This is a genomic window from Paeniglutamicibacter sp. ORCA_105 (assembly GCF_045798545.1).
GTDB classification, from domain to species: domain Bacteria; phylum Actinomycetota; class Actinomycetes; order Actinomycetales; family Micrococcaceae; genus Paeniglutamicibacter; species Paeniglutamicibacter sulfureus.
Genome location: NZ_JBIXLM010000041.1, coordinates 1 through 14120, shown reverse-complemented (window position 1 = coordinate 14120; position 14120 = coordinate 1). Strand labels below are relative to the sequence as shown.

The following is a 14120-nucleotide window of genomic DNA, read 5'->3' as shown; positions in this document are numbered from 1 at the left end:
CGCGCGGTGCGCGTGCTGATCCGGCTGGATGGCCAGCGACTTGACCGGGAGCTGGGAACCTTCGCTCCCGGCACGACACTCGCGCAGCTGGTCACCGCCACAGGTGGCACCGTTCCTCCCCCCGGCTCCACGCTGTACGTGGACGCCGCTGCGGTGCCCGCCGATACCCCGTTGGAGGAGTTGCTGCTGCTGGAGGGCAGCACCATTTCGCTGGCACCCCTCCCCCGCCCCGAGCCGTTGCGCGGCTGGAGCGCCACCGTCTCCGGCGGCCTGGATGCGGGTGCTGTTATTCCGCTTCCCGCGCACCGGCCGCTGCTCATCGGCCGTTCCCCGCAGGCGGATCTGGTCCTGCAGACCGAAAGCGCCTCCTGGAACCATGCCAGCCTGGAACTCGAGGGCGACGGCGTGCGGGTCCGCGACTCGGGCTCGACCAACGGCACGCTGCTGGCAGGGGAAGCGGTGGACGAGGACGGCGTACTTGTCACCGGCGGCACCACCCTGGTCATGGGCGGAACGACGGTACTGCTGCGGCCGGAGATCCCGGAGAACCGCGCCCCGGAACCTGGGTCGCTGCACAACCTCACGCCCGCGGCCACCGCACCGTTCAACCGGCCCCCGCGCCCCGGAAATCCGCCGGAACCCGATCCGCTGTCCCCGCCGGTGCGCAAGGATGTTCCCCCGGCCTCCAAGTTCAGCTACATCACCGTGCTGGCCCCGCTGCTGCTGGCCGGGGCCATGGTGATGATGCTGGGAGATGCCCGCTTCGCCATGTTCGCCGCGCTGAGCCCGGTCATGGCCGTGGGCATGTGGTTCGAGCAGAAGCACCGCCGCGCCAAGAACCTCAAGGAAGAGGACGAGCGGTTCACCGCGGCCCTGGCCGACTTCGCCACCGAGATCGCCGACGCGGCGGCGGTACAGGCCACGCGCCGCCACAGCGAAATCCCCGACCCCGCCACGACCATGCGCATCGCCGCCGTTCCCACGACCGGGCTGTGGCAGCGAAGAGCCGGCTCTGCGGGATTCCTGGCCCTGAACGCAGGGATCGGCGACGTGCCCTGGGCCCCCAAGCTCGATGACCGCTCCGCCCCCGTTCCCGACCGCCTGGTGCGCGAGGCCATGGAGGCCAGCCGGATCCCCGCCGCCCCCGTGGTGGTGGACCTCACCGATGCCGGCGTCGTGGGCATCGTCGGGGACCGCGCCGGAGCCCTGGCCCTGGCCAGGTCACTGCTCACCCAGGCCGCCGTGCACGCGGGACCCGCGGATTTGTCCATCGCGGTGTTCTGCGACCGCGGACGCCACGAGGAATGGTCCTGGGCCTCTTGGCTGCCACACACCCGGCGGCTGGGCACCGGCACCTCCGAACGCTGGCTCTCCGACGAACGCCGGCGCAGCGCGGCACTGTTGCGTGCCCTGCGCGATGCGCTCGAGGAGTCCACCGGCGGCACCACGCTGCTGGTGCTGGATTCCGAGGTGCTCACCGAGGGCCGCGACGCCCCGGCACGCGAGCTGCTTGGCCACGGCCGCTCGATCCCGGGCCTCGGCGGCCGCGGCACGGCGCAGGGTCCGCGGGTCTCGGGCATCGTGATCGCCGCCTCCGAGCAGCAGCTGCCCGCCTCCTGCACCACCGTCATCACGGTGGGAACCGACGCCGCGGCATCCGTGCACGACCTAGGCGAGCTCACGAACGTGGGCGACACGGTGTTGGCCGGCATCGGCCTCGAGGCCGCGGAACGCTGCGCCATGGACCTGGCACGCTTCGACGACCCGGAGCTGGTGGTGCCCGGGGCCGCGCTGCCCTCCCTGGTGCGCCTGCCCGAGCTGGCCGGCATGCCGGCCACCGACGCCGAGTCGATCCGCACGCAGTGGGCCAAGGCCAAGGGTTTCTCCGCCCCGATCGGCACCTCCGAATCCGGGCCGATGTCCCTTGACCTGGTCAAGGACGGGCCGCACGGGCTGGTCGGCGGCACCACGGGTTCGGGCAAGAGCGAGTTCCTGCGCTCCCTGGTCGCCGGGCTGGCCGCACGCAACGACGCGACCCGGCTGAACTTCATCCTCATCGATTTCAAGGGCGGCGCCGCGTTCGCCGCCTGCGAGGCCCTGCCGCACACCATCGGCACCATCTCCAACCTCGACGAGCAGCTGGCCGACCGCGCCCTGCGCTCCCTCGAGGCGGAAATGGCCCGGCGCCAGCGCATCTTCGCCACTGCCGGCGAGGACATCGACAACCTCGACGCCTACCTGGCCACCAATCCGGAAGAGCCGATGCCTCGGCTGCTGCTGGTGGTCGACGAATTCGCCATGCTCGCCAAGGACTTCCCCGAGGTGCTCTCCTCGCTGGTCTCCGTCGCCGCGGTCGGGCGAACCCTGGGCGTGCACATGATCCTGGCCACCCAGCGCCCCGCCGGCGTGGTCAACGACGACATCCTGGCCAACACCAACCTGCGCGTGGCCCTGCGCGTGCAGAGCCGCGACGACTCCTCCAACGTCATCGGCGTCCCGGCAGCCGCCGGGATTTCCCGCGCGCAGACCGGGCGGGCCTACATCAAGCTGGGGCAGGACGAGATCACCCCGGTGCAGACGGCACTGGTCACCGGGCGCGCCTCGCGGGCAGCCTCCGACGAACTGGTGCTCGATGAGATCGGGCACTTCGGCATCGCGGTTCCGCCGCGGGCACCGGCACCGGGAGCCGAATCCGACGACAGCGACCTGGACGAGCTCATCGAAGCCATCAACCAGGCCCACCGGGCTGCCGGATTCGGGGAGCCGCGGCCCGTCTGGCCCGTGGCGCTGGGCGAGCGCGTCCCGCTGGCAGGCTTCCCTGCCGACGGCACCGGCTCCGGTCCCGCCCACCGGGCCTCAACGATCCCGGTGGTGGGCTCGTTGCGCGGGCGCTGCATCGAGGTCGCGCTGAAGGACGAGCCCGAGGCCCAGCGCCAGTCCCCCGCTGGCTGGGACCTGGCCAAGGGCAACCTGCTGCTGCTGGGCATCGCAGGCTCCGGCACCAGCACCACGCTGGCGTCCCTGGCCCTGGCCGCCGCGGCCGCCAAGGACCCGCGGGAACTTGACCTGCTGGTGCTGGACCTGGGTTCCCGCACCCTGGCCCCGCTGGCGTCGCTGCCGCACACCTCCGCCTACGTGGGCACCGGACCCGGCGCCAAGGAGCAGCAGGCCCGATTCCTGCGGCACCTGCGCACCGAGCTGGCGCGCAGGCGTGCCGACCCCGGCTCACGCCGCGAGACGCTCGTGCTCATCGACGGGCTGGCCACGCTGCGCGACGAATTCCAGGACTACGACGGCCAGGGGCTGTTGGATGCCCTGAACCGCGCCTACGCCGACGGGCCGGCCCTGGGGCTGTACTTCGCGGTGGCCACCACCCGCGCCAAGGCCGTGCCCTCGGCGATCGACGAGGTCACCATCCAGAAGTGGCTCTACCGGCTGGCCGATCCCTACGACTACTCGGCCCTGGGCGTGCGCGGGAGCAACATCCCGGCCGCGGTGCCCGGGCGCTGCGTGGATGCCGGGACGCTGCGGCAGATGCACATCGCCACCCCCGGCACCGACCTGGCCGCAGCCGTGGAGTCCGTCGCCGCGCGCTGGCCCGGCACCGCGCCGAAGGCCGCGGCCATCGGCCGGCTGCCCGAGGAGCTGACCGTCGCCGAACTCGGCATGCCTGCGCAGCTTCAGGGCGAGCCATGGCGCTTCCCGGTCGGGTTGCGCGAGGAGGACCTGGCCCCGGGAGTGCTGGAGGTCTACGAAGGCGAGCACGTGCTCATTTCCGGGCCCGCACGCTCGGGCAAGTCGACGCTGCTGCTGGCCCTGGCCGAGTCGATCCGCGCCTCCTCCACCGCCGACGGGGAGCCGGTGGCAGTGTGGGGCGCCTGCGGCCGGCGTTCCCCGCTGGCCACCGCCGGCCTGGACAAGGTAGCCGTGGGACCGGAGGACCTGCCGGCGCTGCTGGCCTCGATCCGGCTAGAGCGCGGACCCGTGGTGTTGCTGGTGGACGACGCCGAACGCTTCGAGGATTCCGATGCATCCCTGGCCAACCTGCTGGCCTCCGGGCAGCGGGTCTGCGTGATCGCCGCGGGCCGCTCAGCCGACCTGCGGGCCCTGTATGCGCACTGGACCAAGACGCTGCGCAAGTCCCGTTGCGGGGTGCTGCTGCAGCCCGACGTCGACTACGACGGGGAGCTGCTCGGCGTCACCCTGCCGCGCCGCGCCCCGGTGGCGGTGACCCCCGGCCGCGGCTACCTCTGCGTGGGCGGGACGCCCGCGTTCATCCAGTCCATGGGACCAGGGACAACGCCCGGTGCCTGATTCGAGCCCAAGGGATACGAATTAGACGATGCCCAGGAAGGTCCGCGAAAGCGGGCCTTCTCAGCCTGAGATGGGTACTAAAGCGAGAAGGCTGACCATCGCCCCGACGACGGCCCCGGCAAAGACCTGGCTGCTGGTGTGGTGCCTTAGCTGAACCCGTGACCAGCTGAGTATGCCCACCACGGCCACCGCCACGGCAGCGCCAAAAGGCCGGTCTTCAAGGATGTGGAGGGCCACGAAGGCGGCAACGGCCACATGGATCGAAATCTTCCAGCGCAGCGTGATGCCCCCGGTGATCAGCAGGCCCGCCAAGATCAGCAACACCTCACGCAGGAGGACCGGTTCGACCCGAAGCCACACCATCAGCGCCAGGCCCAGCATGATCGAGGCCAACGCGGTTAACAGCAATGGCCACCGCTGTTCGCGCCGGGTGATGTGTATGTCACTGACTTTCCCGGTCTTGCGGGCCCAGACGAGGGCCGACCACGGGATGAGCATGGTGAAGGTGGTGGCCACGAGCGCGTGGGGCCAGGAGACCTGCGGGAACCTCAACGGGGTGAACATCAACAGTGCGGTGACCAGGACCGTCGGGGCACAGAGATGGGATATCAGCCATGGCAGTTGCCTGGAACGGGGAAAGGGCATGGTGTCTGGGTTTCCTGGAATCGGAGGCGGGCGCGGGTCACTGATCTTCCATCCCGGTGCGCCGGGTCATCGAGACCGTGAGGGCATCAATCGCTGCCTGTTCGGCAGCCCGCGACTTCCGGCTACCCGCGGGTGGTGATGCCGAACGGGTCGCTGGCCAGGTCGGTGAAGTTGCCGACCCCGGCCCGCAGGATGCAGTTCGGGGTGACGGACAGCGCCGTGACCACCAGCCCGTCGGCGGAGACCGCCAGGGAACCGGAACAGCCGTCGGAGAAGCGCACGCCCTTCTCGCCCCCGGCGACCGCGGCGAGCATTGCCGAGGCCTTGCCCGTGGACGGGGAGGTGTAGAGCGGGTTCAGCACGTCCGGCCCGCCGGGCCACACCGGCACCAGGGTGACCGGAAGGGCGGTCTGGCTCACCGTTCGCGCCGGGGTGACGACCTCGATGTCCCGCAGCCGCTGCACCGGATACGCCGAACCGGCCGCCGCGGGGTCCGACACCGCTGCGGTGGTTGCCGCGGCCGAAGCTTCCAGCCATTGCTCCAGGGCGTTCTCGCCGACCAGTTCCACCGGAATCCTTGCGCTGGCCTCGACGCTGCCCTTGGCCGGGACGGTGATCCCGGCAAGACTCCACCCGCAGGTTGCGGAGATGCCAGTCAGGCTCGGCTGGTTGCGTGTTGCCTCGATCTTCTCCCAGGTCGCCGGCGGACAGGACGCTGACGCGGACGCGCCCGGAAGCACCTCGAGGAAGGGCCCGCCCAGCGGCGCTTTCTGCGCCGCATAGGTGATCGTCAGCTTCACTTCGTGCGCCTGGGCGTCGTATTGGGCACTGCGGCTGACGGACAATCCGCTGGGCAGCGGGGCGTCCTGCTGGCTCGCGGTGGAATCTGCTGCCGGTGCCGCTGCGGGGGCCTCGGGCTTCGCCAGCGCCATGGCCCCGATGACGATGGCGATTGCCGCCACGAGACCGCCGGCGATCAGCGCGATGGCCTTGCCGTGCAGCCATGCCGGCCGCCACCCGGCGCGCGCAGGGGCGGGTGCCTGCTGCGGGCGGGGCCGCAATTCGGGCCGCGGCATCGACCGCACCACGGTGTGCTGGCCCACCGGACCCAGTTCGGGGAGCGCGGAGGCGTCGGAACCGGAACCCGGAACCGCGTCCGACTTTGGATCCGGCGCCGTGGCCGCGCCGCGCAGCACCGTGGCCGGACGCTCAAGGGGCTGGAAGTCCTCGGGTTCGGCGGCCAACTGCAGGGCCGGCAGGTCGGCGAATTGGGCAGCCAGCCGGCGCAGCCGCGCCGCGGCCTCGGGCGCGCCCGGCCGTTGGCGCGGGTCCTTGCCGAGTAGCGACTCGAGCGCCTCCCACAGGGCGTCAGGCACCGCCAACCGCGGCGGAAGGGTGGTCACGTGGCGGTAGGCGAGGGTGAAATCGGTTCCCGTCCCGGCGTACGGAGTCCGCCCGGAAAGCATCTCGTAGAGCATGATGCCGGTGGCGTAGAGATCGGCGGCGGGCCCGATCTCGCCGGTACTGAGCAATTCGGGCGGCATGTAGGCGGGGGTTCCCACCATGCCGGTGGTGTGCCGGGATTTTTCGTGCATGACCGAGGCGATGCCGAAGTCCGAGACCCGCACGGCGCCTGCAAGTCCTGGCTTCCACGGTTCGGCCAGCAGCACGTTGTCGGGCTTGATGTCCCGGTGCGTCGTGTTTCGGGTGTGCGCATACGCAATGGCGTCCAGCATCTCGGCGCAGATGGCCAACGCGTCAGCAGCGGGCAGCGTACGACGGTCTTCGAGCAGGTCGCGGAGGGATCCTCCGGGCACCAGGTCCATGAGGATGGCGAGCCGTTCGCCCTCGACCACCAGGTCCCTGACCGCCACGATGTTCGGGTGCCGCAGTGCCAAAAGCACCGAGCGTTCCTTCACAAAGCGCTCAACGAGGGCGGGGTCGTGGGCGTGTTCCGGGCGCAGCACCTTGGCCGCGAGGTCGGGGTCGCCTGGGAGCGCACTGACCCGCCACACCTCGCCCACCGCGCCGGAGCCTAGGGGCTCAACGAAACGGTAGGAGGCGCCGAGCGCGTCACCGGGCTGCACGTTTGCCATTCTTTTTCGTCTGCTCCTTGGTTAAGCAGCAATTGTTCGTGCCGGCCCAAAGGGGTCGGCACGAACAATTGCCATCCGGGCCCAGCGGGGCCCGGCGGGATTACTCGGCTTCGAGCGCTGCTGCCGCGAGCGGGTCCGAGTCGTTGAGGAAGCGGCCGATGCGATCGACTTCCTCGGCCTCGCCGATGGCTGCGGCTGCACGCTGCAGGGCATAGAGCGAACGCAGGAAGCCGCGGTTGGGCTCGTGCGCCCAGGGCACCGGGCCCTGGCCGCGCCAGCCGGCCTTGCGCAGGGCATCGAGTCCGCGGTGGTAGCCGACGCGGGCGTAGGCGTAGGACTCGACGATGCGGCCCTCCGCATGTGCGTCGTTGGCCAGCAGGGCCCAGCCCAGCGAGGAGGCCGGGAAGGCAGCGGCAATGTCCACCGCTTCGTCTCCGGCTTCCAGCCGCGCCTTGACCTCGGTCTCCTCCGGCAACAGGGTTGCGGGGATGCCGAGCAGGTTTGCTCCAAGATCTGCCATGGTTACTTCAGCGCCTTTCCGGCGGAACCGAGCTGACGTGCGGCCTCCACGATGCGGGCGGCCATCGAAGCCTCGGCGGCGGCACCCCAGACGCGGGGGTCGTAGGTCTTCTTGTTGCCGACCTCGCCGTCGATCTTCAGCACGCCGTCGTAGTTGGCAAGCATGTGGCCGGCCACCGGGCGGGTGAAGGCGTACTGGGTGTCGGTGTCGATGTTCATCTTGATGACGCCGTAGGAAACCGCGTCGGCGATTTCCTTGTCGGAGGAACCCGAGCCGCCGTGGAAGACGAGGTCGAACGGGTTGGCCTTGCCAAGCTTGGACCCGACCTGTTCCTGGATGTCCTTGAGGATCTCCGGGCGCAGCTTGACGTTGCCCGGCTTGTACACGCCGTGCACGTTGCCGAAAGTCAGCGCCGTGATGTAGCGGCCGTTTTCGCCGGCGCCCAGGGCCTCGATGGTGGCCATGGCGTCCTCGACGGTGGAGTACAGCTTGTCGTTGATGGCGTTTTCCACGCCGTCCTCTTCGCCGCCCACGGCACCGATCTCGACCTCAAGGATCTGCTTGGCCGCGGCGGTGCGCGGCAGCAGCTCCTTGGCAATGCGCAGGTTCTCCTCGAGGGTCTCGGCGGAGCCGTCCCACATGTGCGAGTTGAAGTACGGGTTGCGGCCGGCAGCGACCTCGGCCTCGGAGGCCGCCAGCAGCGGCAGGACGAATTCGTCGAGCTTGTCGGCAGGGCAGTGGTCGGTGTGCAGGGCGATGTTCACGCCGTAGCTCTTGGCTACTTCGCGCGCGAAGGCGGCGAAGGCCAGCGAACCGGTGACCATGTTCTTGACGGAGGCACCCGACCAGTAGGCTGCGCCACCGGTGGACACCTGAATGATTCCGTCGGATTCTGCTTCCGCGAAGCCGCGAATGGCGGCATTCAGGGTTTGCGACGACGTCACGTTGACTGCGGGGAAGGCGTAGCCGCCGGCCTTCGCAGAATCAATCATGGCGTTGTACTGTTCCGGTGTTGCGATGGGCATACTGACTCCTATGTAGAAAAGGAATTTGTGGGGAGTAGACCTCGTTGGCTGTTCCCATCCTATCTACTTGTGTGCTGGATCGCTTACGGGATGACGCGAGGTCACCGAAGGGCGGCTCTGTGTGGTGGGTTTGTACAGTTTGTCCGTGATTGCCCCGAGCAAGGACATGTAGGTGACCGGTCGGCCTTCCCACCCACAACGCTAGGCATTCAGCGCCACCGTCCGCCGGTGAGCAACCGTTGCGGCACTCCGTGGGTCGCGCTTCCAGTGCCTAGCTACGTTCCTGCCGCCCCAAGTCGCCGCCCGGCTCGCATCGGTGACTTTTCAATCTCCGAAAAGCTCCGCGCTTATGACCACATCGCCCAGACTCACCCCGTCGAAAGCCGTGTGCCACGGCTCCAAGCCCAAATATGCTTTCATTGCCCGTTCAAAAATTACCGGTGCGGATGTTTTCCTAAAAGGAATATTCTCCGCCGCGATATCGGAAGCTGCTCGACTGCGTTTACTCTTGAAATCCTCAACCTTGCAGTTGCCAAGGTCGCTGGCCCCGGTTTTGTACGCCGGCAGGTATTTCTCGCTGTCAACAGCGCGGTTTTCCAGAATCGTCCAGCGTCCCGGACGAAAAAAGAGGGCGTCGAATGTCAATCCTCCAAAGAGCGTCTTGGACTGAAGCGCATCTGAAATCCTTGAACCAACTTCATCCTCTGGTGCCACGAAGTCAAAGAGCACGACGTAGTGGGAGGCCAAGTACGAAGACACAACTTGGCCCACCGCAGCAGTTCCGTCACCCAGGGAGATGCTAAAAACGTCGCCGTCACGGGGAGTGCTGATCTTTTCCGCCTTTACCAAGGGTTTCCTCCGTCCTCGCACAGGACTGTTGCGTTCTGGCCCCAAGCGCGCGTTGACTTGTTCAAAGATAGGGATGGCAATTGCAGCCAACTTTAGTGGACCGCTTCTTCCTTCCGAGACTGAGTCCGGGAGGCCCCGGCCAGCCCGGGACCGCCGGTCACTCCAGCGACGGTTCTGGGGCGGGCCCTGGTCGCCCAAAACCAAAAACTACGGTTATTTCGCTGTGCTTGCGGTCGAAGACAGAGTCTCCATGCCGCCACTTGTGATCGACGCGCCACTTGACGATTCCGTAGCCGGAGTCCCGGATCGCGATTCAGGCAATCTACTCGACGCCTCGGTCGAGGCGCTGGTCGAAGCGCTGGTCGATGACTCGCTCGAAGCGCTGGTTGAGGCGCTGCTCGACGACTCGGTCGGTTCGACGGAAGGTGAAACCGTGGGTGCCGTGGCGGTCGGGGATGGACTGGTAGGCGGAGTTGTTTCGTCGCTCGGCGTAGGCGTCGGACTGGTTTCGGGTGTCGCCGACTTTGTGGGAGAAGGATCGGGCGTGTCGGTCGGCGAGGGTGTGGCGCTCGGCGTAGACGTCGGTTTCGGCGAGGGCTTTGTGTCGGGCGTGGGCTCTTGGCTCGGTTTCGGCCGTGGGGATTCTTTACCGGGTGCCGTTGACTTGGGCGGGGTCGTGGTCGGTTCCGGCATCTCCACCTCGATGTCGTGGCCGTTCTGGCTCTCGGTCCGCGGCGCCCCCGAGTCGCGGATCGGTTCGGCGGCGATGGTGGTCCGGCGCGAATCGATTTTCGGAATTGGCTGGCCGGGGATGACGGGCAGGAAGTTCCGGGGATCGTTCCAGCGTCCGTTGATGATCACTTCGTAGTGGACGTGGCAGCCGGTCGAGTTGCCCGTGGTGCCGCTGAGCGCGATGAGCTGACCCTGGCTGACGGTGTCGCCCACCTTGGCGATGAGCCGTGAGTTGTGACTGTAGCCCGTGCGCACCGAGGATCCGTGGTCGATGGTCACGCGCAGGCCGGAGTGCCCTGCCCAGGCAGATTGGACGACCACTCCGTCCGCCGTCGCATATACCGGGGAACCACAGGGAATCGCGTAGTCCTGACCAATATGGATTTGGGTGCCCGGCCCGGTTGGATTGTTTCGCCAGCCATATGGACTGGTGATGAGTCTCGAGGAAACCGGGTGGATCAGCTGGATCCCCCCTGGCAGTACACCCAACGGCCCCACATTTTGCCCCACGAGTTGACCGGCGAATTGCCCGGTTGTCCCCCCGGAGCCCTGTGCCGATCCCGGATCGGAGGCGTCGGGCAAAGGCAGGCCTTCGGCCGCGCTGGTGATGTTCTCCGTGTCCCAGGCAATGGCGTCGATCCCGCTCAGCAGCGAGAGCTCGACAGGTTGCCTGTAGGCGGCCCCCTCGACCGCAAGCGGGGACGATGCCACGGGAATGGAGGCCACTTGGCGGTCGGCCAGTGTCGGTGTGCTGGATACTGCAAGTGCGGCAACGATGGCGATTCCCACGGCAGTTGCTCGAGCTGCCTTCGGCTGCCTACGCATCTGGGATGGCTTGGGCAGCGGAAGCGGATGATTGACGCGATGCTTCTTCACCAGCGGGCCTCTCCGTTCCCCGGTCCGACACCACGGCCGGTCCCGTCGCACGAGCGTCGGCGTCGTTCCCGCTTTGGGAACGGTGACTGCACAAGCCCACCGCACGGGACCGAGCGCCCAAGATTTACGCTAACTGAAGGACGGCAGGGAAAGAAGGGATATTGGCCATGGGTCTGGCATTCTGGCCAAGCGGCTACGTTGGGCTAAACCGTTTGGTTGAAAACGTGGCGTCGGATCCATGCATGCATGGCGATTCCGGCTGCCGAAGCGGCGTTGATGGAACGGGTGGAACCGAATTGTTCGATCGACAATGTTGCCTCGGCGCTTTGGTGGACTTCCTCGCTCAGCCCCGGCCCCTCTTGTCCGAAGACGAGCACGCAATTGCGTGGCAGCTCATAGGTCTCCAGCTTCTGGGAATCCGGGAAAATATCGATACCGATGATCGCCAACCCTTCACCCTGGGCCCATGCAACGAAGTCCTCGACCGTGGGGTGGTGTCGCACATGCTGGTAGCGGTCGGTGACCATTGCCCCGCGCTTGTTCCAGCGGCGGCGCCCGATGATGTGCACTTCCTTTGCAAGGAAGGCGTTGGCGGTGCGCACCACGGTGCCGATGTTCATGTCGTGCTGCCAGTTCTCGATGGCAATGTGGAAGTCGTGGCGTCGCTCATCGAGGTCGGCGACGATCGCTTCCATTGACCAATAACGGTACTTGTCGGCCACATTGCGCCGGTCTCCCTGCTCCAGCAGCTCGGCATCGAAGTGGCCACCGGAGGGAAACTCGCCCTCCCACGGGCCGACGCCCACCTCGGGGCGTTCCTCGTGGACGGGATCGTACTCGGTGGGCTCTGGTGCAGGGGAATCAACGGCGGAAGTCACCTCTCAAGGGTAGTCGCCATTGCCAGCGCACCGGATGCAGGCCGCGAAACCACAGGTCGGGCGGCTGCGCGCGCCCCGGATTCCGACTGGTTGATGGCAAACTAACCTATGGCACGATTGGTCCGCCGGGAATTATCCCCGGCCCGGCACGCAAGGAGGGGTACATGCCCATCATCGACAATGCTATTTACGTCAAGGGCAAGCGCGCGATACATCCCCCGGACCTCAGCTCCACGTTCGAATCCATGAAGGAATCCGGCGGTATGGCCTGGCTGGGGCTCTACCGTCCGGACCAGGCGGAAATGCGGGAGGTCTCCGAGGAACTGGGCCTACACGAACTGGCGGTGGAAGATACACTTGCCGGCCACCAACGTCCCAAGCTGGAGCACTACGGCGACCATCTCTTCGTGGTGCTCCGCCCGGCCCGCTACATCGATGAGTCCGAAAAGGTCGAGTTCGGGGAATTGCATGTCTACGTCGGCGCCGACTTCGTGGTGACTGTCCGCCATGCCGAGTCGCCCAAGCTGGCGCAGGTGCGCCACCGCCTCGAAGAGGAATCCGGGCTGTTGGCGATCGGTCCCGAGGCCGTCCTCTACGCGGTCGTTGACCAAGTCGTCGACGAATACGAGCCGGTAATTACGGGCCTGAGCAATGACATCGACGAGATCGAGGACCAACTTTTCTCCGGGGTCCCGGATGTCTCGAGGCGCATCTACGAACTGTCCAGGGAGGTCATTGAATTCCAGCGCGCGCTAGCGCCGCTGGAGGACGTCCTGGCCCGCTTGCGCAGGGACTTCAGGCTCAGCGACATCTCCGAGGACGACGCCCTGGAGCTGGACCGCAAACTCATCGACGTCCAGGACCACGCGGTCCGGCTTACCGAGCGAGTCACCTCCTTCCGCGCCCTGCTGACAAACGCCCTGTCATTGTCCTCGACCCTGGCCTCGCAGCAGGCCACGGAAGCGGGCCTGGCGCAGAACGAGCAGATGAAGAAGATCTCCGCGTGGGCAGCCATATTTTTTGCCCCTACTCTGGTCACCGGGGTTTACGGCATGAACTTCACGTATATGCCCGAACTGGATTTCACCTTCGGCTATCCGGCAGCCATCGGGCTGATGGTTGCCCTCGGTGCAGGCCTGTTTGTCTTTTTCAGGAAGAACAAGTGGCTCTAGTCCGCCCGGTGCTTCGTGCAATGCGGGGAAACCTGAAAGACTAGTGGCAGCAGGTAACCTCTCGAAAGGAACACCCACCCGTGTCAACGCATGAACCACGCAACGTCCATGACATTGAATGCTGGCTCACGGACATGGACGGGGTGCTCGTCCACGAAAACCAAGCCATCCCGGGCGCCGCTGACATGATCGCGCATTGGGTGTCCGCCGGCAAGCGGTTCCTGGTGCTGACCAACAACTCGATCTACACCCCACGGGATCTGCGTGCCCGCCTGCTCTCCTCGGGGCTCGACGTGCCCGAGGAAAACATCTGGACCTCGGCCATGGCCACCGCAGAATTCCTGCGCCGCCAGCGTCCGGGAGGACGCGCCTTCGTGATCGGTGAGGCCGGGTTGACCACGGCGCTGCACGACGCCGGTTTCATCCTGACCGACCAGGATCCGGAGTATGTGGTGCTGGGCGAGACCCGCACCTACTCCTTCGAGGCCATCACCAAGGCCATCCGGTTGATCGCCGGCGGCGCCCGCTTCATCACCACCAACCCGGATGTCACCGGCCCCTCGCCCGAGGGCCTGCTGCCGGCCACCGGTTCCGTGGCGGCGCTAATCACCCAGGCCACCGGCAGCGCCCCGTACGTGGTCGGCAAGCCGAACCCGATGATGTTCCGTTCGGCATTGAACCGGATCGACGCGCATTCGGAAACCACCGCGATGATCGGGGACCGCATGGACACCGACATCGTCGCGGGCATGGAGGCAGGGCTGCTGACCATCCTGGTCCACACCGGGATCACCAAGCCCGGCGACGTGGCCTCGTTCCCGTTCCGCCCGGACCTGGAACACGATTCGGTGGCAGACATCCTGGCCGAGCTTCGCGAGGGACGCGGCACCGGCGATGAGGGTCCCGCCTCGGGGCCGCACGAAGACTGATTTGCAGCATTAACCCACGGTGGCGGGGGGGGGGGGGGGGGGGGGGGGGGCCGCGGGGGGGGGGGGGGGGGGGGGGGGGGGGTG

10 protein-coding genes and 1 pseudogene are annotated in these 14120 nt (G+C 67.3%); 4 read left to right on the top strand and 7 right to left on the bottom strand.

Annotation, left to right across the window (positions count from 1 at the left end; all coding sequences use genetic code 11):
* Positions 1 to 6: 6 nt before the first annotated feature.
* Positions 7 to 4314 (top strand): FtsK/SpoIIIE domain-containing protein, encoded by a 4308-nt coding sequence (locus ACIPUB_RS16700; protein WP_407608394.1) that lies wholly within the window; start codon positions 7 to 9, stop codon positions 4312 to 4314.
* Positions 4315 to 4374: 60 nt separating this feature from the next.
* Here the strand turns inward: ACIPUB_RS16700 and ACIPUB_RS16695 are convergent, their stop codons facing one another.
* The 5 genes from ACIPUB_RS16695 to ACIPUB_RS16675 all read right to left on the bottom strand — a co-directional run bounded on the left by ACIPUB_RS16695 (position 4375) and on the right by ACIPUB_RS16675 (position 9539).
* Positions 4375 to 4959, bottom strand: coding sequence for a hypothetical protein (locus ACIPUB_RS16695; protein ID WP_407608393.1), 585 nt, complete (start codon positions 4957 to 4959; stop codon positions 4375 to 4377).
* A 122-nt stretch (positions 4960 to 5081) separates the two neighbouring features.
* Positions 5082 to 7055, bottom strand: a complete 1974-nt coding sequence (locus tag ACIPUB_RS16690; RefSeq protein ID WP_407608392.1) for a serine/threonine-protein kinase — start codon at positions 7053 to 7055, stop codon at positions 5082 to 5084.
* A 100-nt stretch (positions 7056 to 7155) separates the two neighbouring features.
* Positions 7156 to 7575: a DUF3151 domain-containing protein gene (locus ACIPUB_RS16685; RefSeq protein ID WP_407608391.1), complete on the bottom strand. Its 420-nt coding sequence runs from the start codon at positions 7573 to 7575 to the stop codon at positions 7156 to 7158.
* Between the two features lie 2 nt (positions 7576 to 7577).
* A complete protein-coding gene (gene fbaA, locus ACIPUB_RS16680) occupies positions 7578 to 8600 on the bottom strand; it encodes a class II fructose-bisphosphate aldolase (RefSeq protein ID WP_264270569.1) in 1023 nt (340 codons plus the stop codon).
* A 324-nt stretch (positions 8601 to 8924) separates the two neighbouring features.
* Positions 8925 to 9539, bottom strand: coding sequence for a hypothetical protein (locus ACIPUB_RS16675; protein ID WP_407608390.1), 615 nt, complete (start codon positions 9537 to 9539; stop codon positions 8925 to 8927).
* A 160-nt stretch (positions 9540 to 9699) separates the two neighbouring features.
* Here ACIPUB_RS16675 and ACIPUB_RS16670 point away from each other — a divergent pair, with 160 nt between their 5' ends.
* Positions 9700 to 10317: a hypothetical protein gene (locus tag ACIPUB_RS16670; RefSeq protein WP_407608413.1), complete on the top strand. Its 618-nt coding sequence runs from the start codon at positions 9700 to 9702 to the stop codon at positions 10315 to 10317.
* A 23-nt stretch (positions 10318 to 10340) separates the two neighbouring features.
* On the opposite strand, the pseudogene ACIPUB_RS16665 reads toward ACIPUB_RS16670, so the two are convergent.
* Positions 10341 to 11006: pseudogene (locus tag ACIPUB_RS16665) on the bottom strand (M23 family metallopeptidase); the annotation flags it as partial.
* Between the two features lie 254 nt (positions 11007 to 11260).
* Positions 11261 to 11935: a TrmH family RNA methyltransferase gene (locus tag ACIPUB_RS16660; RefSeq protein WP_407608389.1), complete on the bottom strand. Its 675-nt coding sequence runs from the start codon at positions 11933 to 11935 to the stop codon at positions 11261 to 11263.
* A gap of 164 nt (positions 11936 to 12099) precedes the next feature.
* Here ACIPUB_RS16660 and corA point away from each other — a divergent pair, with 164 nt between their 5' ends.
* Both corA and ACIPUB_RS16650 read left to right on the top strand, forming a co-directional pair.
* Positions 12100 to 13107 carry a magnesium/cobalt transporter CorA gene (corA, locus tag ACIPUB_RS16655; protein WP_407608388.1) on the top strand — a complete coding sequence of 336 codons (1008 nt, stop codon included), beginning with the start codon at positions 12100 to 12102 and terminating at the stop codon, positions 13105 to 13107.
* A 134-nt stretch (positions 13108 to 13241) separates the two neighbouring features.
* Complete coding sequence (locus ACIPUB_RS16650) at positions 13242 to 14036, top strand: HAD-IIA family hydrolase (RefSeq protein WP_407608412.1); 795 nt, start codon at positions 13242 to 13244, stop codon at positions 14034 to 14036.
* The last annotated feature ends 84 nt before the right edge of the window (positions 14037 to 14120 follow it).

Excerpts from the sequence above, each read along its gene's own strand:
- ACIPUB_RS16695 (WP_407608393.1), bottom strand. The coding sequence starts at position 4,959 with ATGCCCTTTCCCCGTTCCAGGCAACTGCCATGGCTGATATCCCATCTC.
- ACIPUB_RS16690 (WP_407608392.1), bottom strand. The coding sequence starts at position 7,055 with ATGGCAAACGTGCAGCCCGGTGACGCGCTCGGCGCCTCCTACCGTTTC.
- ACIPUB_RS16685 (WP_407608391.1), bottom strand. The coding sequence starts at position 7,575 with ATGGCAGATCTTGGAGCAAACCTGCTCGGCATCCCCGCAACCCTGTTG.
- fbaA (WP_264270569.1), bottom strand. The coding sequence starts at position 8,600 with ATGCCCATCGCAACACCGGAACAGTACAACGCCATGATTGATTCTGCG.
- ACIPUB_RS16670 (WP_407608413.1), top strand. The coding sequence starts at position 9,700 with ATGCCGCCACTTGTGATCGACGCGCCACTTGACGATTCCGTAGCCGGA.
- corA (WP_407608388.1), top strand. The coding sequence starts at position 12,100 with ATGCCCATCATCGACAATGCTATTTACGTCAAGGGCAAGCGCGCGATA.
- ACIPUB_RS16650 (WP_407608412.1), top strand. The coding sequence starts at position 13,242 with ATGGACGGGGTGCTCGTCCACGAAAACCAAGCCATCCCGGGCGCCGCT.